The organism is Thauera sp. 28 (genome assembly GCF_000310145.2).
Classification (GTDB): Bacteria; Pseudomonadota; Gammaproteobacteria; order Burkholderiales; family Rhodocyclaceae; genus Thauera; species Thauera mechernichensis.
In genome coordinates this window covers 59,682-84,309 of sequence record NZ_AMXA01000015.1, presented here as the reverse complement: position 1 = coordinate 84,309, position 24,628 = coordinate 59,682, and the positions used below count along the sequence as shown (strand labels likewise).

Sequence of the window (24,628 nt, the reverse complement as noted above, 5' to 3'; positions counted from 1 at the left end):
GTTTCCACCACGCCGATCACTTCTTGTCGACGCCGACAAAGCTCAGCGCCTTCAACCATTTCCGGTCCCGCTTGATCGTATCCAGGCGCACGGCGCGGTTGCGGCGCTCGGCCGTGCTCTGGGCGAACCACACCAAGGCCCTGAACACGTGCCCTGACCACGCGAAGCGGCGCCGACAGAGCGGTCCCAGCGTACGCACGAGCACCGGGCAATAGCGGACGAAGAGTTCGTCATCGAGACTCACGATGGCCTCGACGGACCCCGGGTTGCCCTGGCGCGCCGAGCGCCCGAAGAGCTGTCTGTCCACCCGGGCGCTTTCGTGGAACTCGGTGAGGATCACATGCAACCCACCGCGCTGCTCCACTTCGGGCGCGAGCTTGATGTCGGTCCCCCGTCCCGCCATGTTGGTCGCAACCGTTATCCGTCCTGGCTGACCGGCTGCCGCCACCGCATCCGCCTCGGCGGCATCCTGGCGTGCATTGAGCACCGTATGCTCCACGCCTTGTGCGCTCAGCGCGGCACTGAGCAGCTCCGAGGCTTCTACCGAGCGCGTGCCGACCAGCACGGCCCTGCCCTCGGCCGCGACAGCGGCCGCCCGAACTGCAACCGCATCCCAGCGTGCGTCCGAATTGCGAAAGACACGGTCAGGCAAGCGCACGCGACGCAGGGCCTTGTTGGTCGGAATGCGCGTGATGCTGAGATCGTATACCCGGCGCAGCTCACCGCCGACCTCGGCCGCAGTCCCGGTCATCCCGGCCAGCAACAGATAGCGTCCGAAGAAGCGCTGGTAGGTGATCTGCGACAAGGTCCGGCGCTGGCCGGAGATCTCGCATCCTTCCTTTGCCTCGATCATCTGATGCAGCCCACGCTCCCAGGTTCGGTCGGGCATCACCCGGCCAGTGAACTCATCGACGATCTGTACCTTCTCATCGGCGACGATGTAGTGCTGGTCGCGATGAAAGAGCTCGCGTGCAGAAAGCGCCTTGTTGATCAACTCACGACGCCACAGTGCCGAAACCCAAACCCCCCCCTCATCGCGCAGCACGTGCTCCGCATGGGCCTCGCCGGCAGACGTCAGCCAGATGTCGCGTTCCCGGCCGAGTACGTAGTGCTCGCCAGCTGAGAGCGTCGCCGCGAAGGCGATCGCACGGTGGTAAATGGCCGGATCGAGCTCGTCCGGGAGCGTCTCAGAGATGATCAGCGGCGTTCTGGCCTCGTCGATGAGCACGCTGTCGGCCTCATCGACGATTGCTACATGCAGGCCGCGCAGGATGGGGAGTGCGCTGCTGCGTGCGCCGAGCAGCCGGCGCAGACGCAACTGGGCAAGCGGTGTCGCACCCAGTGCGATGCGGTCCTTCAGGTAGTCGAAGGTGAGCTCCTTGTTGGAGACATAGACGACGGGCTTGGCGTACTCGGCCCTGCGCTTGTCGACATCCATGTCCTGCAACACCACCCCCACGGCGAGACCGAAGAACGCGTACAGGGGCTGGTTCTCCTCGGCGTCACGCTCGGCGAGATAGTCGTTCACGGTCACCACATGCACTGCGGCACCGCAAAGCGCAGCCACGCACACGCCCAAGGTCGCCGCCAGCGTCTTGCCTTCACCGGTTGCCATCTCGGCAATCCGTCCGCGCAGCAAGGCCTCGCCGGCAAGCAGCTGGACATCGTGGTGGCGCTTGCCCAGAACCCGGCGCGATGCCTCCCTGATGATCGCAAAGGCTTCGGCAATGAGCGCATCGAGCAAGCCCTCGCGCTGCATGCGGCACGCCACGGCGTGGATGCGGACCCGCAACTGATCGTCGTCGAGCACCAACAGCTCGGGCTCGATAGCGTTCACCGCGGCCACGAGCGCACCATCCCGCCGCCCCTTGCCGACGGCAAAACGCGCGACCAACGCACGCAGCCACTCCTCGACGACATGAGGCGGTTCCTCGAGCTGCTCGAGGTAGGCCGCATCGCCGACCTTGACGGCTCGCCCCTTCAGCAAGGCCCGGACGTCAGACACCGAACTTGCTCAGGAAGAGCTGACGCAAGCGCCGCAGGCCCTGGACACCGATCGGTTCCCAGCCAAGGTCGAAACGCACGAACACGCGTTCGCCAAACCCGATCGCCTCGTCACGCGCCGGCAAGGCCATATCGATCAAGAACACCCGCTCGAGGGTCCTGAGCCCCTCCGGATCATCCACAGCAGTAGGCACGCTGCCGCCGCCATGAATCCCCAGCGCCGGTGACGGCAAGGTGTCCACACCGCCGGCCGCCGGCCGCACCACCTGCGTGACGTGGGCGCGCCCGATCCAGTCGGCAAACCGCAACTCCGCGGCGCGCATCCGCTCGCGGACAAGGTCGATATCATCCTGGCGGACCACTACCCGGGCGATCAGGTCATCGCGATCGAGCACGTAACCGACGAGATCGCCCTTGCGCAGGAAAGCGCCAGCCAAATCCTGCGCCCTGGGCACGATCAGCCGGCCCGACGCGCCCGCGTGCGCAACCAGCAGGCTTGCGCGCTCCTCAAGTCTGGCAAGCAGCTCGGCCTCCATGCGTCGCTGGCGCTCGAGCAGAACCGCCTTGACCGGATCGGAAAACTGCTCGGCACGCAATCGGGACTCGGCTTCGTGCAAGCGGGCGCGTGCAAGCTCGATCTCCGCACTCAGGCCGATGTCCTCGAGCACGAACAAGGCCTGCCCAGCCTCCACGCCGCCGCCCGGCGTATCGAGCCACGAGCGGAAGAAGCCGTCGCCACCCGCGCGCACGATGGCGCGCTCGGGCAGCCACACCACGCCCTCGGCCTGTGTACGCAGCGGCGCCGGCACGATGAACAGGAGACTGAGCACGACCAGCACGATGGCCAGCGACACCCGTAGCGCACGCCGGCGCACGCGCTGCAGGCTGGCACTATTGACAACATGCCTGTAGGACTTCCACAGAGGCATGCCGAAGGCAGTGATACACACCCAGATGGCAAGCAGTACGCCGAAGATGAAGAAGGCGCTGGAGACGAACATGACGATCGTGACGGTCAGGAACATCCGGTAGCACCAGGCCAGCGGTGTGTAGGCAAGCAACCAGCGCTTCTCGGCCGGGGTCTCCACGGGCTGGTCTGCGTCGTGCGCCCCGCAGATATGGCGATCCCACAGGTAGGTGTAGTACTTCTGTCCGCGCTGGGCGAGGTTCGGCATCTCGATCAGGTCGGTGAAGATGTAGTACGCATCGAAGCGCAGCAAGGGATTGCCATTGACGATGAGGGTCGACACACCCGCCACCACGATGACGTTGTAGGCCACCGCGCGACTGACCCCGGGCTCGATCAGCAGCCACACGTAGAGTGCGATGGCAGCGACGAAGACTTCGACCAGCATGCCCGCTGCCGCCACCACGCTGCGCTGCACGCGGGACGGGAAGATGGCCGTCGCCGACGCGTTGACGTAGGGCACCGGAGCAAAGACGAGGAACATCAGCCCCATCTCATGGACAGGCGCGCCCCACTTGCGTGCGGCGATGCCATGACCGAGCTCGTGCAACAGCTTGACCACCGGATAGACGCAGAACATCACCAGCAGGTTGCTGCTGGACAGTATCTGATCCGAGAAATTGTGCGTCAGATCGGACCAATGCATGACCGCGAGCACCAGCGCCGGAACGACGACGAGCATCCAGATCACCGCCCCCAGGGTGGAGAACCACCATCCGGTGAAAGGCACGATACGCTGCAGGAAGGCATCGGGATCGACGAGCGGGAACTTCAGGCTCATCGGATTGAGCAGGTACTGCTTCAATGTGGCACGACGCTTCTTGCGGTAACGCGCAAAGAGCGCGGCCGAATCCGAGTTCGTATCCACCAGCAGCAGGTCGGCCGAATGCAGTTGAACGAGCAGATCGACCACCTCGTTCTGGGTGCATTCGTCACCATGGCCGGAGAGGTTGGCGTGCTCCCACAGTGCCTGCACCGTCCGCTTGCCGTCCATTCCCTGCACCAGCCGGTAGGCGGCAGGAGTCAGGCGGTGGTAGCGCCCACCCGACTGATCCTGAACCACGTACCACACCTTGTCTCGATAGACGTGGCGCTCCACGCGTGCGAGCGGAATCAAGCGAGGCCGCAGGTCGGCCACCGAGTGCCACGATGAGCTGAACAGACTTCTCGCCATGGTGCTTCAGGGCAGCCAGGACCACAGGGTGAGCGTCAGCCAGTCATTGAACCTGCGCGTGAGCACCCAGCCCAGCGCGGCACGCCCGGTATCGATCTTGCCAACCCCCTCCATGCCCGGTCTCAGTCGCGGCGATGCGTCACTCAACAAGGCCTCGACACGGAAGAAGTTGCGGCCGTCCTGGGTTGTGGCCACCGGCGTCAGGCGCCCGATCTCGAACGGAATGGGCTCGCCGGCAATACCGGTCATCACCAGGCGACCCGCCTGGCCCTCGGTGACGAAGCGGATATCGCGCTCATCGACTTCGAGCACGATCCGGTAGCTGCTCAGCGGCGCAATCTCGAACAGCTTCTGTCCGGTCTCGAGCGGCGCGCCGATCTGCTGCGACAGATCGCCACTGATGACGACACCGTCAAAGGGCGCCAGCAGCCGCGCACGCACGATGCGCTCCTCGATCAAGGCGAGCTGCGACTCGGCCTGCTGCAACTGCGCACCAAGCACCTGCATCGAAGCCAGGTCATGGCCGGCAAAGGCCTCGCGCAACTTGCCTGCATGCTGGTCTCGTTCGCTCGACCAGCGGGCCTGCTCGATCAGCAGCTGGCGATCGTCGAGCTGCGCGACCAGCGCTCCCTGCTCGACCTGGTCACCAGCCCTGACATAGGCGGCAGTCAGGAAGCCCTGGAACGGCGCCGCAACCACGCGCTGCACCTCGCCCTCGATCACCGTCCGTGCCGAGATGCGGTGCTCGACCGGCAGCAGGACGAGCACGGCCAGCACCACCGACAAGGCGATTGCCCCCGCCTTCCAGGTCAGATGACGTGGCCCGAAGAGCTTGCCGAGGACGCGCCCGATGTCATCGCGGACATGGCGCAGGCTGCCCTGCTCGGCCTTGCGCCGCTGCTCGACGACGGGCGCAAGCAGCGCCGCCAACGCATCCACCCACGCAAGCTCGGAGCGCCCGAACGTGCCATTCTCGCGCTCCAGCACCAGAACGGCGCGGCACTCGCCACCCAGCATCATGGGATAGGCAAGCGCCGCCGAAGCACCCGTAATGCCCTGCAGCGCCGAGAGCTTTGGCGTTGCGGCGGCCGTTTCGGACTCCCCACGCGGCACGACAAGCGGCACGGACGTATCGAAGGCCTCGTTCATGGCGGCTGCGCAGGCCTTGGTGTAGGCCGCATGACGATCGAAGCTGGCGGCCTCGGACAAGGCCCATAGCTTCACGCCCTGGCCATGCGGCAAGCCGATGGCAACGCGCGCGCAATCGAGCTGACGGCGCAGGTCATTGCAGAGCTCGAACAGCGCCTGGCGCAGCTCACCGTGGCGCAGCGCCACCGCGAGACAATCGAGCACCTGGCGCAGCCGATCCCGCCCCTCGGTCGCTTCGGCCAGGCCACGGGCAGCGAGCAGCGTATTCAACCACCCTGCCCCCCAATGCAGGCGACGAAACGCATCGCCTGCATCCAGCGCCGGGTTATGCACCTCGATGGCCACCACTGCGGCAATGAGTTCGCCCTGGAACACCGGGTAGGCGAGATGCCAGACACCCACGCCCTCCTGCGCCTTGGCCATGCCGCGACGCTCGCGCAAGGCTGCCTCCACCACGGCACCGAGCTTGCCCAGGTCAGGGCTGGCTTTCGGCCATACGGCCAGAGGCAGAAAGTGCCCGTCGGCAGGGCTGTCGATCAGCACGGCCGCCGCGCGGGCACCGGCAATCTCGGTACAGACCAGTTCCAGCCATGCACGCGCACGCTCGTCGGCGGTCGTCGATGCAACGAAACGTCCCCACGCAGCGGGCACGTCCTGCACGCCAGTGCGCTCAAGCACGGTCGCACTCATCGCACAGTCTCCATTGCCGTCGCGCGGACAGCCACTGCGGTGGGCGCCGACTGCTCAGCCAGCAGTGCATCGAGCGCGGAAAAATCGACATCGCGCAACAGACCCGCACTGGCCCTCATGCGCATCGTCGCCACCACCTGGTCATAGCGGCCCTTGTGGTAGTCGCGCTGTGCCGCCAGCACCTGTTGCTCGGCCTGCAGGACCTCGAAATCGGATGCGACACCGCGCGCGAGCCCGCGCTGTGCCTGCAGCAGCGCCGCACGGGCAGCATCGAAGGTCTGGCGACCGGCTGCGACGCGCGCGCGCGCCGACTCCCACCCCAACCAGGCCTGACTGACCTCGGCAACCGCCTGGCGTCGCGACAACTCGATGTCATGGCGTGCGCGCTCGCGCTGCGCAACGGCTTCGTGCACCCGTGCCGACTGTCCTCCGCCCGTATACAAGGGCATGGACAGCTGCAAGCCCACCGAGCCCTGACGGATGTCATAGCCGGCCTGTCCCGGAAAACCACCGGCGCCCTGACCGTTATTGCTGTAACTGGCAACCAGCTCCAGCGTGGGCAGATGTCCCGCCCTCTGTTTGGCCACCTCTGCCGTGGCAGCCTCGAAGGCACTCAAGGCCGCCTGCAGGGCGGGATTGCCGCTGGCGCTGAGCTCCAGCCAATGATCGAGATTGTCTGTCAGCAGACCATCGAGCTCGGCGTCCTCAACAAGGACCGGCAGGCGCTCGAGCGTCAGCGGCCCGGTCAGCAACTCAAGCTGGCTGCGCTGCACCGCCAGCTCCGCCCGGGCCGTGGCGGCGTCGGCACGCCCCTGCTCCAGCCGCGCCCGCGCATCCTGCAGCTGAACGCCCGAGTACAAGCCCAGGGCATTGCCGCGCAGCACGATGTCCCACTGCCGCTCGAGTGTGAGCAGTTGCCGAGTGGTGAAGGTCTCGTTATCGCGCGCGGCAAGCAGATCGAACCACACCGTCAGCAGACGAAGCTTGAGCGCCTGCTCGGCGCCATCGTGCTGATGCCGCGCCTGGGCCAGCACGTGATCGGACTGGCGTACTGCCATGAGCTCGGGGACACGGATGAGCGCCTGCGTCACATTGAGCTGCTGCGACGCGCTGCGATAACGATCGTCTGCGTCCGGGAAGCCCGGCAGGCGGGTGTGATAGTTGCGATCGTACTTGCTCGCCGCCGCCGACACGCTCACCTGCGGCAACAGCGCCGCATGTGCCAGGTCCTTGCGCGCGCGCGCTATGTCCACATCGGCCCCCGCACTCAGGAAAGCCGGCTCCCCAGTGCGCGCGCGATCGAGCAGATCGACCAAACCTTGCCCGCTGGCACCCGGAGAAGCAAGCAGCACCGCGATGGCAACGACGAGGAACAGGGAACGGCTGGGAGCGGAATCTGAAGGCATCGCGTACAACGACAGGAACATGTAGCAGGGTCTGCAGTCGGAAAGCATGGAACTAGGGACGCAAACACGCAGCAGCCGGCCATCAACAGCCGGCTGCTGCGCCGTTCGCACCTCGCGGTGACGCCGTTCAACCCTCCCCGGACGCGCAACGCAGGCCGGTGATGTCGGCCAGCGTCAGCGCATCCTCGGAATCGGCGAGGAAGTACTGCGCGATCCATTGGGCATCATACACGTCGCCCAGATGGACCGACGCCCCGTTCCAGTCGATCGCTGCGGGTTCCTCGCCACGCGGCTTGCCCTGGTTGATGACGATCCAGTCAGCGGCGTCCCGCGCCAGCATCGGATTGGTGGCGAAACCCGAACTGACGGTCACTTCAGCGCTGGCCGCACCACCTGCCGCAACCACCAGCGTCACGCGCCCGCTCACACACTGGCGACCATCGCTCACCGTGAAGCTCACCACATCCTCGCCACTGAAGCCCGACACAGGCACGTAGGTGTAGGTGCCATCGGCATTGCGGCTCAGCGTACCCGCCGCTGGCTGCCCGATGCTCAGGACAAGCATGTCGCCATCGACATCGGTGGCAAGCGCGGCAAAGTCGATCAGCGCGCGCCCGTCCTGGCCAATGTGCAGTGTCACGCTGCGCACGATCGGTGCATCGTTCAGCGGCAGTACCGTCACCGCGATGCGCGCCTCCGTGATCGCCGTCGAACCGTTGCCGATCTCGGTGGCTACTGCCTGCACCAGCACTTCGAAACGGCCATGGAAATCGGCCGGCGGCAACACGCGCAGTGCATCGCGCGCCCATCCGGTGATATCGAGCGCTTCACCGTCCTCGCCAACGACAAGGCTGTGCGCGCCGTCGCTCACCGTCGCCCCGGCGGGCAGCCCCGCCAAGCGCAGGCGCAGGGTCTCCGACCCATCGACATCCACCAATCCGGCGTGAAGCGCGCTGAGACGAATCTCGCCATCTTCATGCCCGGTATTGGGCGGCAGTGCCTCGGACAGGCGCAGGTTGTCGACCATCATGCCGCCCAGGCTGCCCTCGGCAACGATGCGCACGGTCTGGACGCCACCGCTGCCAACGAATGCAAACTCGGCCGACTGCCAGTTCAGGCTCATGAGCGAACTCACACCGTCGTGACCGCCGATGCGGACCCCGTCCACATAGATGCCGATCTGGTTCTGCGCACCGGTGAAGCCCAGCGCGCCCGCCAGATCGAGCGTCAGCACGTAGCGCGCGCCCTCCACCGTATGGACGCTGCGCTCGATGCCGGACAAGGGGTACTGGGTACCGCCACGGTTGCTGAGCTCGACCCAGTTCGCGCCATTGCCACTCTTCGCCGCCAGGGCACGCAGGCGCCCATCGGCACCCGGCGCACGGTCGAGCGTGCTCCAGACCACGAAGCCCGCCTGCGCGCCTGCCGCGCCCGCGCCAGTGACCGGTCGCCAGCCCTCGAGCTCCGGTTGCCGGACCACGCTGGCGTTACGGTCGGGGTTGGGGGCACTCTCCCAGCCGGTCACGAAGACCTCGCGCGCGGGGCCGTACTCGTCCGTCACGACCAGCACCGGCGCATCGGCCACGGCATTCACCTGCAGCCGCACCTGCGCCTGCCCGGACTGCAGGCCATCGACACTGATCACGTAAGCGAACCCGTCCTCTCCGCTCCAGTTGGCGACTGGTGTGTAAGTGAAGGTGAAGTCGCCGTTGTCGACCAGCACGCCATGCTCAGGCAGGCGGACCAGGGTCAGCTGCCGGAGTTCGCCAGAAACGTTGAGGTCGTTGTCGAGCGGCCGAATGACGATGCTGCGGTCTTCATCGAGTTCCACGTCGTCGTCGATCGCCACCGGCGGGCGGGGCTCGACCTGGGTGGCGATGACCTCCAGGCTCACCGTCGCGGCCGTACTCACCCGTCCGTCACTGACGAACCAGTCGAAGCGGTCCACCCCATGGAAGCCTGCGTGCGGCCGGTAGGTCCAGCTGCCGTCGCCGTTGTCGACCAGATCGCCGTGCATCGGCGAACCAACAGTGATCTGAAGGCTGTCGCCGTCGGCATCGGTGGCATTGGCTGCGAGATCGATCACCACCGTAGCGTCCTGCTGCAGACTGAGGCTGAGCGAATTGGCGACGGGTGCGCTGTTGAGGGCCGTCACTGCGATACGCACGATCGCAATGTTCGATACCTGCCCACCATCGGTGAGGCGGTAGCTGAAGCTTGCCTCACCGTGCCAGTCGTCAGGCGCCTGGTAACGGAAGCCACCTTCGGCCGTGATCTCCACCTGCCCTTGTGCGGGTCCGCTGACAAGCACCGGCACCACCCCCGGACGCTGCGCGCCAGGGTCGTTGGCCAGCACGTCGATGTCGATCGACGCCCCCATCGCCACGGTCGCGACGTCGTCGAGCGCCTGCAACTCGGTCGGCAGCCCAAGGACCAGATCACGCACGGTGACACGGCTGCTCTCGGCCGCCGCACCGCGGCCGAAACCGATCAGGTCGAAGGACAGGTGGACCACGGTACCGGCTGCCACCCCGCTCAGATCGACGAGTACGGTGATGCTGCCATCGCCATTGCGCACCGTCGTCACCTCCTGGGCGCGATGCTCGGTGCCATCGGCCTGCAGGTTGAGCGCCGCATCGCTGCGACCAAGGCCTGTATTGCCGAGCAGTGACAGTCCGGTGTCGGCGTCGATCAACGCGACCTCGAAGGCATCGTCCGGGCCATGATCGACGTCGTCCAGCGCAATATCGGCAAGAGTGAAGCTGAGATAGCGATCGTTCTCGCCGATCACGAACGCCTGGTTGAGGCGTGTGTGGGAAGTTGCGGTCTCGTGCAACGTGGCAGCGCCAGCTTGCATCTGCACGCGTCCATTCACAGCCCACGCCTCGCCACTGCCAAAGTCGGCGTTGGTCAGGGTGGGATGCGCGGCAAACGCAAACTGCGCGGCGGGTGCCGCAGCGGTGGCTTGCTCGCTGCGTGCGATGGTGTTCATCAACACGTACTGGATGGCAGGCGCTGTCGCTGTCGCAGCCTCAGCCGCACCCTGCCCGGCAGTGCCCAGGGGCGAGTAACCGGCCGGGAAGCGCCGGACATCGGGCACCAGCGTGGACGACATCAGGTCATGCGCATAGCCGCCGCCTGCCATGTCGCGCAGGCCCAGCGCATGCCCCATCTCGTGCATCAGCACCGTCAGCAGGTCGTAGCGGCCGGCGTGGGCATCGTCCCCCTCGTACAGCCATCGGCCATCGTCCTGACGCGCATACTCGTCGCTGTCGAAAGGTGTCGGATCCACGAACCAGCCGCGTCCGGCACCATCCAGGCTGAGCACGATCTCGACCCCACCGTCATTGTGGAAGTAGGTCTTGCCCAGCACGCCGGCTGGCAGCGCGTCAAAGCGCATGCTCAGCTTGCCCAGCAGCGCAAGCGTGGCGGCGTCGAACCCCGCGTGCCCCCACTTGAGGATTGCCGCCTGCACCAGGGGTTCGAGCGCGGCATCATCCAGGCTAAGCACATCCACCTCGGCGTCGCCGGACGCGCCTGCGTGCAAGGGATGCGTACCGATCAAGCGGATATTGTCGACCTCCACCAGCGGGTTGTTGGCCGCATAGGGCAGTTCCGGGTCCTTGTCGGGGTTATGGGTCATCAGGGTGAAACGACCGACCGAGCCGCGCAACGCAGCCGGAATGTCCACCGCGACGGTGAAGAAGTCGCCATGCGCCGAGCTCATCGCGGGCGGGAACTGGAACGCCATGACTTCGTGGAAGACGTTGTTCACATCCTCGAACACGGCCTTGAGCGAAGACGAGCCATTGGTGTAGCGCGCGATCTTGACGTCAAGCTGCAGGCGGTCATAGTCCGCACCGAAATACATCCAGTTGTGGGTCAGCGGCGTCTCCTCGTGGATCTTCGCCGAATAATCGACGACCTCGTCGAAGATGTACTGCGCAAGCTTGGGCAGCCACTCACTGGCCTTGGCCACGGAGATGCTCTTCGCCGCGCTGATACCAGCCATCTTGAGAAACTCGGCGATGGTTCCCTCCGCATCGAGTGCCAGCGCGAGAACGACCGCCGCAGCCGTCTGCGGCAGATCCTTGAGGACAACCGCGGCACCCAGCCCGCCGCCGAGCGCCGAACCGGCCTCCAGTGCCAGCTTTTCGAGGAACGCGCTGGTAAAGGCTGCGATGTCGTTCAGCCCGTTCTGTCCAAGACTGATCAATCCCTCGGCAATCTGGATCTCGACCTTGTTGATCCAGCCATCCGACAGCCGATAGCCAAGGTTGACGCCTTGCAGCGCACCACCGCTACCGCCGTGGAAGGACCAGCCGGGAATCTCGGTCCAGGTGCCCGTGGGCAGGATGACCGGGAAGCGTCCATAGATCGGATTGCGGCTTTGATCGAAGGAGCCGTTGAACACCGTGGGCACCAACTGGCCGATGTAGCTGTACGAGGCGATACCGTCCGTCAGGTTGGGATTCCTGGTTGCGCTGGGCCTGCCCGCTTCGCTCCAGAGCGCATCGTCGGCACCACCGAGCACAGACCACGCCCATCCGGTACCGACCCCCTCCCAAGACATCCGGTCGCTCTCGAAAGGCGTCACCGACGGTGACGACGACGCCCCGCCGACATTGTCCAGCTCACCCCAGCGGTACCAGGCCATGCCGGGCTGGCCGGCGTAATCCGTCTTGCCATCAAGGCTGAGGCTGACCACCCCCTTCTTGGCAACCAGGTCGCCCTCGATCTCGTCACGCCAGTTGGCAATCGTCCGCCATACCGGGTTCGCAAAGATGCCGAGCAGGTCATTGCCCTTGTCCAGCGAGAGATTCGCCGTTCCGTGGTACCAGTTCTGCACGCGGCTGTGCGGCAGCGACAGGCCCACCCCGAACAGGCTGGCATCGATCTCGAACAAGGCCCTGCCATCGAGCAGCAGGTTGTGTGCGCCGTCGATATAGCGGCCGTTGGGCGTCATCGTGAAGCCTTCGCGAAGGCCCAGGGTCTGATAGTAGTTATCGGCGAATCCGACGTTGCTCCACACCTGCACCATCGGGTCGCGGAAGTCGGCATAGCCCACCGTGCCCAGGCCGAGCAGGTTCGCCCAGTTCGACATGCTGGTCAGCGAGTCCGAGAACGCCTTGAGCTTGAGCGCCAGGGCGACGCCGGCCGGCCCCACCGCGAGGCTACTGGCGGCAGAGGCGATCGAGGCGATCTGCGCCCACGTCGACACCTTCGACAACGCTCCGGCAATCGGAATGTCGAGCGCAGGCTGCGCGAACTCATGCGGATCGAGCGTCGTCATATGGATGTTGCGCACCTCAGGGAAGCTCACGCCCAGGCGCTGGATGACCTCGCTATTGACCGACGTGCCGCGACTGTGGCCGATGAAGTGCATGGGCGATTCAAGCACGGCGCCCAGCAGTGCCTGGTCGAGGCGCACCAGCGCCGCAAACAAGGCGTCTGCGGCAGCTTCGGAGAAGCCCGAATCGGAGATCCCCGACTCCAGAACCCAGTCCATGACCAGCACCAGGGGCTGTCCGAGCGTCGGCGGCACACCCTTGAGGTGGCCTTCAACGCGCTCGAACTCGCCCTTCTGCTTGTTGAGCACCATGATCGTCCCGCCCGAGCGCTCGACGATGGATCGGGCGATGGCCATCGAGTCGGTGCTCTGAACATCCGGCGTGACGTACAGGGGCGGCTGGAAGCCATGGGTGACCACCGTGACGGCCGGGAACAGCCCGGCTGCAACGGTCACCGGTGCAACCTTGAAAGGCTGGTACTTGCGGAAGGTCTTGTTGTCGTTGGTCTTGACCTCGACCCCCCAGAAGTACTCCTGGGCCGCGGTGAGCCGGAATGCCTCGAGCTTCGAGGAGTCGAGCGTGAACGTGTTGGTCGCAGCGTCGAAAGTCAGCCCAGGCGGCAACGCGTTGATGTCCGAGACATCGAGCGTGAGGATCCTGTTGCGGTTGAAATCACCATCCAGGACGTCATCAACGCTCTTCTGGATCTTCCAGTACGTGTCGTCCTGCGTGCCCGGCAGTGCATCGTCGGGCCACAAGCCCGCACCGGGCGGTCGCGTGCTGACGTAGATGCTGAGCTCACGAACCTCCTTGTCCTGCGCCAGGGTAAACACGAAGTTTGGCGTGGTGGTGGTCGCACCGCTGGCACCATAGCCGATGCCCGGTGATTTCAACTGCAACACGTCGTCCCCGGCAATCACGCCGTAGAGCCAGCCGCCCCCGTTGATCTTCTCGAAGCGCACCGGTTGCACAAGCGGATTGTCCAGATCGACCGGCCTGGAGTTATCGCTGTGGTTGGCAGCCACCGCCAACAGCGCGTTGAGATCCCAGACGAGCAGCGAGTGGTACATCTCCCAACCCGTGCCGCGCGGGAACTCATCCTCCCAGAGCCCGGCCATCAACTGGCTACCGTCGGCCGACAGCGACAGGTGCCGCAAGGTGCCGCCCACGATCGGCGTGGTCGCCCCCAGGTACTGGGCCTTGCCGAACGGGTCGCGGATGATCCCGATCTTGCCGCCAATCTGCTTGAGCTGCCAGTTCCCGCCGCTGGTGTAATGCGCGTTATGGAACCAGAACGCCTCGTCGGCGACGAGCGCGTACTCGACACCCTGATAGGTGACGAAGACCACGTCACGGACGCTCTGGATGTTCTGCTGGTGCTTTCTCTGGTTCAGCCACACGTTGGCGGGAACACTGGGCGTCAGGCTGATCTGGTTGGTGACGACCTGGCTACCCAGGGCTCCGGTCGACGATGCGACGTCGAACCTGACCGCCGTCAGGCCGTTGCCCCACGAGCGCGCAGCACCGATCAGGAACTCGGCGGGTTTGCTCCCCGCCGCGATGAAATGCGGCCCCTTGCCACGGTTTGCATCGAAGACCACCGTCTTCAATCCGGCGCCATCGAGCGTGGCCACGCCCGAGGTGTCATTGATGGCATGCAGGTCGATCACATACACGTTGCCCGACTCTCCTGCCCCGCCGGGGTAGAAGCCCACGCCGAGCCCTTCCACCGGTGCGGCCAGGGCCACGTAGCGGTCGTGACTGATCGCCATGCCGGCATAGCCGAGCGGACCGGAAGGCACACCGTGAATCTGCTGTTGCTGGAAGAGGAACAGCGGGTCGGCCATGTTGGCGTTGATGCGCATGAAGCGGGAGCCGGCGCCACTGTTGCCGCCTTCGGCGATGTACAGCCAGCCGCCAGAGAGCACCATCGACGAGATGTTGCCGCCGCCCGCGAGATGCACCGTATGCACGACCGCATTCACCAGCAGATCGACCATGTAGATCTTTCCACCCGAACCGGCGACGTAGGCAATCCGGCCATTCTCAGCCATCACGATATGCTCGGTCCTGAACCCCCAGAGCGTGATCGGGTTGCCTTTCTCGTCGCGGTCAATGGAGCGGATCAGCCCAAGCTGCGCACCACCGTCACTGCCGGTGTTGGACACATTGCTGTAGACATGAATCGCGTTCATGTTGGTGACCAGTGTCCGCCCGGTGCTGTTCTGCGAACTCGTGTTCGGCCCGATCGGCTCGCTCCTGAGCCCGATCTCGGCGTACTGGAGCGCACCGCTGGGCGACACCGTCCGGTTCAGCCGCTCCACGACCAGCACATGTTGAGAGAGTGCGATCCCGGCCGGAAGGGCGACATCGAAGTCGAACAGGTAGGTACCTTCGACCTCGGCCAGCACCTTGCTGACCATGCCGCGCGACGGCATGTCGACAACCTCGATCGGTTGGCCGGCCGCAGGCACGGACGCCGCCGGCACGATCCACAGGCGGTAGAGCGCCGTCTCGGGCGGGTTCAGCGCACCGTAACTGCCCTGCACCCTCAGGTGCGCAGAGGTCCCCGAGACGTTGAGTTCGAAACTGGTGATCACCGGCTCGGCTGCGTGAATGCTCGTCGTCGGCGGCACCACCTTGATGCTGACATCGCCGTCCGACGACACCGCGACGTCCAGCGTGGTCCGGTAGGTTCCGTTCATGGTGTAGCGCATGACCGAAATCGGGCTCAGCATGGCGTATGCGCTGAACACCGAGATGCCGGCGAGCCCCATGGAGCCCGCCATGGCCATGTTCATCTGCTGCATCCAGAACACGTCCCAGTTGAACAGCGCCTGCGTGCCTTCGATCTTGCCGGTCTTCTTGTCGACGCTTGCCTTGCCGCCCACCACCATGATGCTGCCACCGGACGTGACGCCGCCGTATGGCGGGCTGGCGGTCCGCGCCACACCATCGGCACCGACATAGCCGTTGTCCATCACCCACCAGGTTTCCACCAGGTTGCCGTTTTCGTCATCGATGAAGCCCTGGCGCAGGAACAACACCTCCGTGCCGGCCTCCAGCCCACCACTCACCGGTATGGCCAATTGCAGCGGCAGGTCGAGCGGCGTACCGCCGACATCGATATGCACCGCCCCGAGCACGTCAAGGAATTCGGGCGCCGGGAGCGGCGCCGTGATCTCGGCGAGGTCGAGCTTGCGGATCGACACGGTTGCATCCGCGCTCAGGCTACCGGGTGCGACCATCACGGTATTGCCATGCTCGTCGGCAATGACGGCCCCCAAGGCCGCATCCACCTCGATGGCGCCCGTGCGCACGGCCTGCACGCGCAGTTCGATGCTCTGCTGCTGGCCGCCGTTGATGACGGTAAGGACGGCCACGCCCTCGGCGCGTGCGGTGATGAGGCCATCGGCGGACACTGCGGCGATGCTAGGGTCGCTGATGTAGTAGCGCGTGCCTGCGGCGGCGGCGCTGATGTTGCTGCCGTCCAGGATCGAGGTGATCTTCAGCTGGCGCTCCCCGCCGCTGACCGGCAGCACGATGGCACGCGGATAGACGTCGACCTCGAAACCGTTGGCGTCCGTAAGGGCAGAGAACCAGAACGGGTTGCGCTCGACCTCGACCACATTGACCGCTGTGGTGCCACGTGCGCTCAGCTCCAGGATCGCAAAGCCTTCGGCCTTCGCCCTCACCAGGCCTTCGCCGGCATGGGTGAGCACTGCGTCGTCGGTCGAGGTGATCCGGACATAGTCGCTGTCCAGTTCCACACCGCTGGCGTCCTCGAAGTCGCCGGTGATGCGGAGCTTGACCACTTCCCCGACGGCCATGAATGGCAGGCGTTCGATATTGATGCGAAGCAGCTTGGCGTCGCTCACGTTGACCGTCAGTTCGATCGGCGCACCTGCGGCAAAACCATCATCGGCCTGCAGGACGATGCGCGCCGTGCCGCTGAACCCGGCCTCGGGCGCAAAGCTCAGACTGCGGCCATCGGCATTGATGGTCGCCGCGCCGTGGGTACTGTCGAGCACGCGCCAGAAGATCACATCACCTTCCAGATCACGGGCGATGTCACCCAGCGCAGTGCGCATGGTCAGGTCGGCATGCGTCCTCAACGCCGCTGCCTGCCCTGCAACCGGAGCGAGATTGGCGCGCAGGCCGTTGTTGGCGTAGAGCAGCTGCCGGTCGCTGGCATCCACGATACCGTTGCCATCGAGGTCACCCAGCCCGTCCTGCACCGCCGCACTCACCTCCCACGCCGAAGCGTCCAGGGCGTCGACCCGGCCATCGCCATTGAGGTCGCCGACAATGCCCAGGCTCAGGCGAGCATCGCCCGTTGCGCTCACCCGGATCATCTTCACGCCCGGTTCGGTGACACGCAGCAGGTAGGTGAGCACGCCGCCAACGCGGTTGATGCCGATGATCTGGGCACCGAGGACGTCGAGTGCGGCGCCCTCCGGCAACTCCGCCTGCAGCGCAAGCAGCACTGCACCAGCCGCACCGGGGATACGTACCGTGGAAGCCAGTTCGCTGTCACGCACGGTGAAGGCGAAACTGCCACTGCCGGTCAGCACGCCCTCCCAGCTGCGCGCCGCCGGATCATGCCAACCGACCATGGTGCCGAAGTTGGCCAGCGCAAGGTCACGGAGCGGCTCTCCTTGAGCGGAGTAGGCGATCGCCGTACCCAGGCCGTTGTCGTACAGCGCCCGCACCAGCATCAGCTCGCCGCTACTTGCGTAGCGGTAGGCGATCGCGTTGGTACGGCCGCTTGCATCGGGATAGGTCACACGCACGATGCGGCCATCACTATCACGTTCGAAGCTCACGCGGTCGTCGCCGGCAAGGGCCACCACGCCGGCGTCGCTCACCAACCAGGCCTGGCCATCGACGAAATCGATGCGCGTGACCGCGCCTTCAGCGTCGAGTCGATAGACCGTGCCATCAGGCGCGGTCAACTGGTACGCGGTCGGAATCCACGGCATGCCGGTCGCCTGGACATAGAGGCGGTCGCCGACACGCGTCAGTGCCTCAACCGTCTCGAGCGTCTCGGACACGCCAAAGTCGTCGCTCAGGGCCCGCAGCTGCCAGCCCTGATCGCTCGCAAAGGTCGGCAGCCAGATCAGCGGCGCACCCGGCTCTGCACTCAAGCGCTCGGCCACCGGCTGCAACACGAAGCGCAGGTGCTGCTGTCCGACCACGCTGCCGTCGACACTGGCAGGCACGCTCAGCCACACTCGCGCCCCATCGCGCCACGCGGCTGCGGCGCCGGAGGGCAGGCGTGCCGGTTGGTCGCTGCTCAGGCCGGTGTGCAGGAAAGGCAGCTCCCAGTTGCCAAGGTCGCCCGCACCGCCGTCGGCAAGCCATTGCCGGTTCAGCGCCAACGCGTGCCCACCGACGTTGATGACGACATCGGTGGCGGTATGGGCCGCAGCCTGCTTGTCGGCGCTGTCGATGATGAAGCGCGCCTCGATCTCACTCACACGCCCGGCCAGATCCCACGCGCTGAGGCGAAGTTCATAGACGCCGTTGCGCAGCAAGGACGGATCAAGGGTGTGCAAGCCCTGCTCTCCGCTCACGGCCGCAGCGCCAAGCTCGGCGGCAGCCACGACCTGCCACTGTCCACTGCCCGCGCGCGCCATCTCGAGTTGCCAACCCATCAACTGGGCGTCGCCGATGCGTGCAGTGAGCGTCGTCGCGCCATTGAGCGTGCGGGGCTCGCCAAACGCACCGGCACCATTGAGCACCCCGCCCCAGCTGAGCATCGGGGCCGCGGTATCGGCGGGATCCTTGATCAGGATGGTATGCGTATGCGTGCTGGTGAAGCCATTGACGTCGGTGGCGATGACCCGCAGCTCGATCAGTCCAGGGGCTTCAGGCACCAGGCGCACACGCCCGGCGCCATCGACCTGCACGGCATGCCATTCGCCGCTGACGGCGTCGCGCACTTGCGCTTCGATGCTGGCCAGTGCACTCCAGGCGTCGGCGCGCACGGTGGCGATCACCGTCTGTCCGGGCAGCGCCGGCAGGCTGGGCGTCGTCGACACCACGATCCTGGGGGCCTGTGCCTGGGCGTCGGCCACGACGCGCAACACGAAAGTGGCCGCGCGGGTGTTGTAGCCATCGGACACGGTCACACCAACGGCGCTGTCGCCAATCTGGCCAGGGCCAGGCGTCCAGCTGAGCAGGCCGCTGGCGCTGTCAAAGACCGCCCCCTCGGGCAGGCCGTGGAAGCTGATCGCCAAGGCCGCGCTCTGCGCCTCGCCATCAGGGTCATGCGCCACGATGCCGCCGCTTGCCCCGCTACCGAGCACGACCGGCACGGTCAGCGTGTTGCCCAGCAAGACCGCATGATTGCTGACCTGCAGCACAGGCGGACGATTGACATCGAAGACACGCACCTGCACCTGCTGGGTAACGGTGTCGATACCGTCGCTGGCCTGGAAGGTGAAGACGAAGGCACGCTGGGTCGCGGTGGCATTGTCAACGGTGCCGAGCCCCGGGGTCCATTCGAAGTACCCGGAGGCCGCATCGAAATGGACGCCTTCCGGCGTGCTGCCGTCGCGTACGAGTGACAGGCGCAAGGCGTCGTTGTCTGGATCGATGGCACGCACGGTGAAGCCCACCGTCATCCCCTCCTGCACCAGCTGCAGCGGCAGCGGCAGGATGCGCGGCGCCTGGTTGACGTTGGCCACAGCGATCTCGACGTTGCGAACGAAACTCGCCACGCCGTCACTGGCGCGCAGCTCGAAGCGCCACACACCTGCGCTGCCGGCATTGCTGTCCTGGGCCGAGAACTGGTCCGGCACCCAGACCAGCTCGGCGCGACTGCCATCGGCAGCGGGAACGAACTGCATCCCTCTTGGCAAGCCGGAAACCTGCCAATGCAGGCGGTCGCCATCGGCATCGAAGCCATACACACCGAGCCGCAGCGGCACGCCCTCGCTGGCCTGGAGGCGCAGCACCTCGCCTTCGCCCGCATCCTCGATCTGCTGGCCGTCGAGTTCGATGCCCAGCACCCCGGGTGCCGCGTTGGCAGCGCGTACCACGATGCGAAGGTTGTGCCAGGTGACATTGGGCTCAGGATCGGCCGGCACGGCGTAGCCCGCATCGCGCGGCGGCAGCCCCTGGTCGGTCACGGCAACGGTCAGGTCGTACACACCGCTCGCGGCAGCCGACGGCGTCCAGTTCAGAACCGCATGTCCGTAGCTTCCCCCCGGCGTCAGCGTGGCGCCCGGCGGCAGGCCATCGGCACTCCAGACCAAGGCATCCTGATCGAGGTCGGTCGCCAGCAAGGCCACCGACAAGGGCTGGCCGGCAATGGCCACGACCTGCGCCGGCGCCGTAATCACCGGCGCTTCGCTGGTGCTGCGCACGGTCAGCACGAAGGCCCTGCTCTCGGTCAGCGCCTGCCTCGCGTCTCCATCGCCGTCGTCACGCGCAGTCACGGTAATCACGTAGTCGCCGCGGTCGCCGGCACCCGGCGCGAAGCGCAGGACGCCGCCAGGCGCACTCGGATCGGCAGACGGATTGCTGGTATACGTGGCGAAGCGCGGCAACCCGGCAAAGCTCAACTCGACCGGATTGCCGTCCGCATCGCTTGCGCTGACTGGGATCTCGATGACCGCGCCGCGATCGACGAAAGCGTTGGAGATGTCACCCAACTGGGGCGCACGATTGGCGTTATGCACCACGATCGGCACGACGAGGTGCGCAACTGCTGGAGCACCGGTGCCGTCACCGTCGTCGGTGGCGGTGACCAGCACGGTGTAGCTGCCCGCCTGGTGGTAGCCCGGCGTCCACACGATCTCCAGCGTATCGGGGTTGAAGTGTGCGCCCTCGGGCAGCCCGCTGAGCGCGTAGCTCACCGTGGGCGGCGTGCTGTCGACCTCCGCCGCTGCCCCACCCTCGCTGAGCTGCACCGCAGGCTGGAAAGCGGGATTGTCGGGGTCGAAGGCAAACACGCTGATACGTAGCGGCTGCCCTTCGAGGACCTGCCAGGTTTCAGCCGGAGCGAACACCGGCGCGCCGTTGGCGTTGGCCACCTCGAGCACCAGTTCGGCGCTGACCGCACTGGTACGCACCACGCCCTGCGGATCGGTCCACTTCGCCAGCAGCATGAGGGGCACCTTGTAGATGCCATTCTGGTTGTAGTCGGGCGTCCATTCGAACCAGCCCGTTTCACGGTTCAGGGTGGCACCCGAGGGCAGCCACTGCGCAAGGTACTGCAACTCGATGACCGATCCGTCAGGCTGGCGCAAGCCGCCATCCACGCTGCCCAGCAACTGCAGGGCAAAGCGGTCGCCCTCGCGCAGCGCATGGGCTCCGCCGGTGAGCAGCTGCGGCAGCGGCAGGCCCTGGCGCACCGTCAGCGTGAAGGCGCGCTCGACGGTGCGCTTGCCATCGCTGGCGATGATCGTGACGTTCTCATACACGCCGCCCTGATCGTAGCCCGGCGTCCAGCGCAGCATGCCGCTGGCGGCGTCGAACACGGCGCCGGGAGGCAGGTTGCGCACGGTGACGGTCAGCGGGTCGCCATCGACATCGGCCACCGCGACCGGGATGTTGAGCGATTCGCCTTCGGTGAGCGTGATGTTGCCAGGTACGGAGATGGTCGGCGCATTGTTGCCACCCTCCACCGCGATCTGGAAGTAGCGATAGGTAAAGCCGCCGCGGCTATCCTGAACCCGCACCAGCACTTCGGTCGCGACATCTGCGCCCGCGCCAGGCGTCCAGCTCAGTGTGGCGCCATTGCGGTACAGGCCGTCTGCCGAGCGTACCTCGGGCGCCGGGGTGAGCGTCATCCCGGCCGGCGCCTGCACCAGTTGCCAGTAGAAGCGCGTCCCGTCCGCATCGATGGCTTCGATCTCGCCACTCCAGGCCTCTCCGACCACGGCACCAGGCAGGATGTAGGCGAACCGGCTGCTGACATCATCGACACCCGCGACCGTCAGCTGCGGCGGCAGGTTGGGGTGCGGATAGGCATAGATGCCGTGGCCCAGGTTTGCCTTGACCAGGTCTGCAATACCGCCGCGCGGCGCCAGATCGCCGGCAGGCACGATGCTTACGGTGACACCCGCGAGCGTGGCGCCGACTGCCAGCTTGCCGCCAAGGCCCTGCAGCGCCGTCGTGAGGTCCAGCACCCACAGTTCGGACTGATCGCCGCCACCACCCGCGCCCGCCTCGATGCTGCCGCCAAAATAGGCGCCCGGATCAAGGAGCAGCATCAGGGGGCCGAGCAGATCGTCAGCACCGATATTGGTGATGCTGACATCGTAGCTCACGGTACCGGAACCGCGATCGCTGCGGGTCCCGGTAAAGTTCATCTGCACTTGCGCGCTCATGTCGTTGAGCGCGGTGAAGGTGCTCAGGTAACTCTGACCGAGGGCAAGCTCGAGGTCGCTCCTCAAGGTGTGACGAACCTCGAGCTGGTACTGCCCCGCCCCCAGCCCGGTCACGTCCAGCCAGGCCGTGCGAGTCGCAGCGTCCCAATGCACCGCCGTCGGCGTGAACACCGCTCCGGCATGCTGGCCCAGTGCGGTAAGGGTGAAGTTGGCGGCGTTGAGCACGCTGCCCGCCTCCCTGCCCTGGCCCACGAACATGGCCTGATCGAAGACCACACCGATACGGTTCATCGGCAAGGGCATCAAGGCACCATCGGGAACGGTGACCGCCACCACCTCGGGGGCCCGCGCCAGCGCGATCTCGTCGATGCGTCCGGTCTGCGCAACCAGAATACGTCCATCGGCGGTGGTCACCACCGACTCGCCACGGGTCCCGCCGGACGCAAGCTGAACGATGCGCTTGCTGCCCAGTTCCATCATCCACACCCCCGCAGTGCGCGGGACGGCGCTAGCGCTGCCGAGCACGGCCCGTTGTGGCAAGTTGCAAGACGCGAACAACAGGCCTTCGAGCGCACTGCCAGGCTGCCCGAAGGCGATCGAATCGACCACCCCGTCGAGGCGGAACTCCAGTTCGGCACGCCCGGCGTAGCGTCCGCTCATCGGGAAACTGACGATCTCGGTCTGCGGCTTGCTGGCTGCGGCTGTGATCGTGCTGCCGCTCCAGCGCACCGCCCACAGCCGCCCGTCCGGTCCGAAAGCGAGATCACCCGCGCGGAAGTTACTGAACTGAGACCACGCGCGCGCGCGGTTGTCCTCGGCCGGGTCGAAGACCAGGATGCCGGCCCCCGAGGTGAGGAAGATTCGCCCGCTCTCCGGCTCGACGGCCAGTGCATGGGTGAGCGGGATGCCGCCCGGCCCCTGCATGCGCTCGATGATCGCGCCGCTGCCGGCATCGACCAGCAGCAACTCGTTACCGGTCATCACCCAAAGCTGGCCATAGGCGTCTACCGCCATGTCCACGATCGGTGCGTCAAGCTCGAACAAAGGCGTGACGCTGCGCCCGCCGTCCTTGTCGAAGACGAAGACCTGGTTGCGCAACACGCCCGCGCTCGCCAGGAAGCGTCCGTCAGACAGCTCGACCAGCCCTTGGGCACCGATGTCCCCCGCGCTGGCGCGATAGCCTTCGGCAAAACCACGCAGCGTGAAGGGCGCCAGCACGGTGCCAAGCTCGCTGCGCTGCACGGTAGCCACGGCCCCGGGCAGGAGTTGCGCGGCCTGGGCAAACACGTTGCTGGGCGGATAGGCGCGCAACTCGCTGGGAAGCGGCAGCTCGGGAGTCTGGTTCAGCGACTCCAGCACGCCCAGGCTGTTGAGCACGGCCTGGCGTGCGCCGTCGTCGGGGAGGACGGCATTGAGGACCGATGCGGCCTCGCGATTGCCTGCGCGGTCGGTGGCGACGGCAAGGAACTCGTACTGCTTGCCGCGTTCGCCGGTGAAGATCGCCTGAGTCTGCTCGGGGCCCAGCTGACGCTGCCAGATACGGAAATCGCCTCCGTTCTCGGCCACGTACAAGGTCACCGAACGCACGCCGCTGGCGTCATCGCGCGCCTCCCAGTGCAATTCGTAGGTGGGCTCGCCCTGCAGGTTGTCGCCCAACGCAGTCACTGCCAGCGCAGTGCGCGGTGCGCCGGCATCCACGCTCACCGCGTGGCTTGCACTGTCGAGCGCCGGCATCTCGTCGATCAGCACGCGAGCCGCAGCAACGATCACGCTGCCGGTTTCAACCCCACCTGCGGTGCGCACGGTGTAGCTGACGAAGCCCTTTCCGGACTCGCCGCCAACCGCCTCGAGCAGGCCACGCGTGGCATTGCGCATGACCTCGCCGGTGTTCGGGTCGATGGCCTGCAGCAACCAGGTGGCGATGCCGGTCTCGGCATCCACACCGGCCGATACCCGCAGGATGAAGCCCTTGCTGCCGCTGAAGTCGAAGTCGCCCTGGAAGTTGGCGCGCTCGCCCGGAATGCGCACGTTGAGGTCGCCGACCTTGATGTCGCCGAGCCGTACCGAGCGCGGATCAAGCGCGGCATCGAGTTGGGTAACGATCCGCACCTCGCCAGCGGGCGTCACGCTGGGGTTGCTGAAGGCAACGGTATAAGGCAAGGCCGTGGCAGCCGGTACGTAGCTGTTGCCATCGGCGCCAGGCAATGCCTGCGGACCGCGCACCTGCACCGCTTCGGTCGCCTCGCTGGCGCCCATCTGCACCAGATAGCGCGCCAGATCGAGCGGCTGCCCGGGCACAGGCTGGAAATCCTCGTCGAGCACGCCGATGTGGCGCAGATACTCGAGTTCGCTGCGGCCGCCGACAAAGATGTCGAAATTCAGGAAGTGCGTGCGGCCACCCTCGCCCACGCCGTGGGCGGCAGGGTCGGCCTTGGCGGGCACCGGACTCAGGACGTAAGCGCCCTTCTCCGTATAGCGGACCTCGATGTACTCGATCGCCGCCTTGCGCGCCTCGGGATCGCCCGCATGCCTGGCGGTATCACCGTACCAGGCCTGCACCTGGCTGAAGAAGGACACCAGATCGGCCTGCGTGCGATAGGTCTCGC

Annotated in this window: 5 protein-coding genes (1 of these 5 running past the window's edge); all 5 read right to left on the bottom strand. The window is 66.1% G+C overall.

Annotation, left to right across the window (positions count from 1 at the left end):
- Positions 1-16 precede the first annotated feature (16 nt).
- Positions 17-2,005, bottom strand: coding sequence for a preprotein translocase subunit SecA (locus C662_RS11940; RefSeq protein ID WP_037984544.1), 1,989 nt, complete (start codon positions 2,003-2,005; stop codon positions 17-19).
- Positions 1,998-4,145: a site-2 protease family protein gene (locus C662_RS11935; protein WP_002929279.1), complete on the bottom strand. Its 2,148-nt coding sequence runs from the start codon at positions 4,143-4,145 to the stop codon at positions 1,998-2,000. Before C662_RS11935 ends, C662_RS11940 begins: the two co-directional genes overlap by 8 nt.
- Positions 4,146-4,151: 6 nt before the next feature.
- Positions 4,152-5,984, bottom strand: a complete 1,833-nt coding sequence (locus C662_RS11930) for an HlyD family efflux transporter periplasmic adaptor subunit (RefSeq protein ID WP_002929278.1) — start codon at positions 5,982-5,984, stop codon at positions 4,152-4,154.
- Positions 5,981-7,411 carry a TolC family outer membrane protein gene (locus C662_RS11925; RefSeq protein WP_002929276.1) on the bottom strand — a complete coding sequence of 477 codons (1,431 nt, stop codon included), beginning with the start codon at positions 7,409-7,411 and terminating at the stop codon, positions 5,981-5,983. Before C662_RS11925 ends, C662_RS11930 begins: the two co-directional genes overlap by 4 nt.
- A 106-nt stretch (positions 7,412-7,517) precedes the next feature.
- On the bottom strand, positions 7,518-24,628 hold the end of the coding sequence (locus C662_RS11920) for a CARDB domain-containing protein (RefSeq protein WP_002929275.1). 18,751 nt of this gene lie beyond the right edge of the window; only the last 17,111 of its 35,862 coding nucleotides appear in the window; the start codon falls outside the window, past its right edge; the stop codon is at positions 7,518-7,520.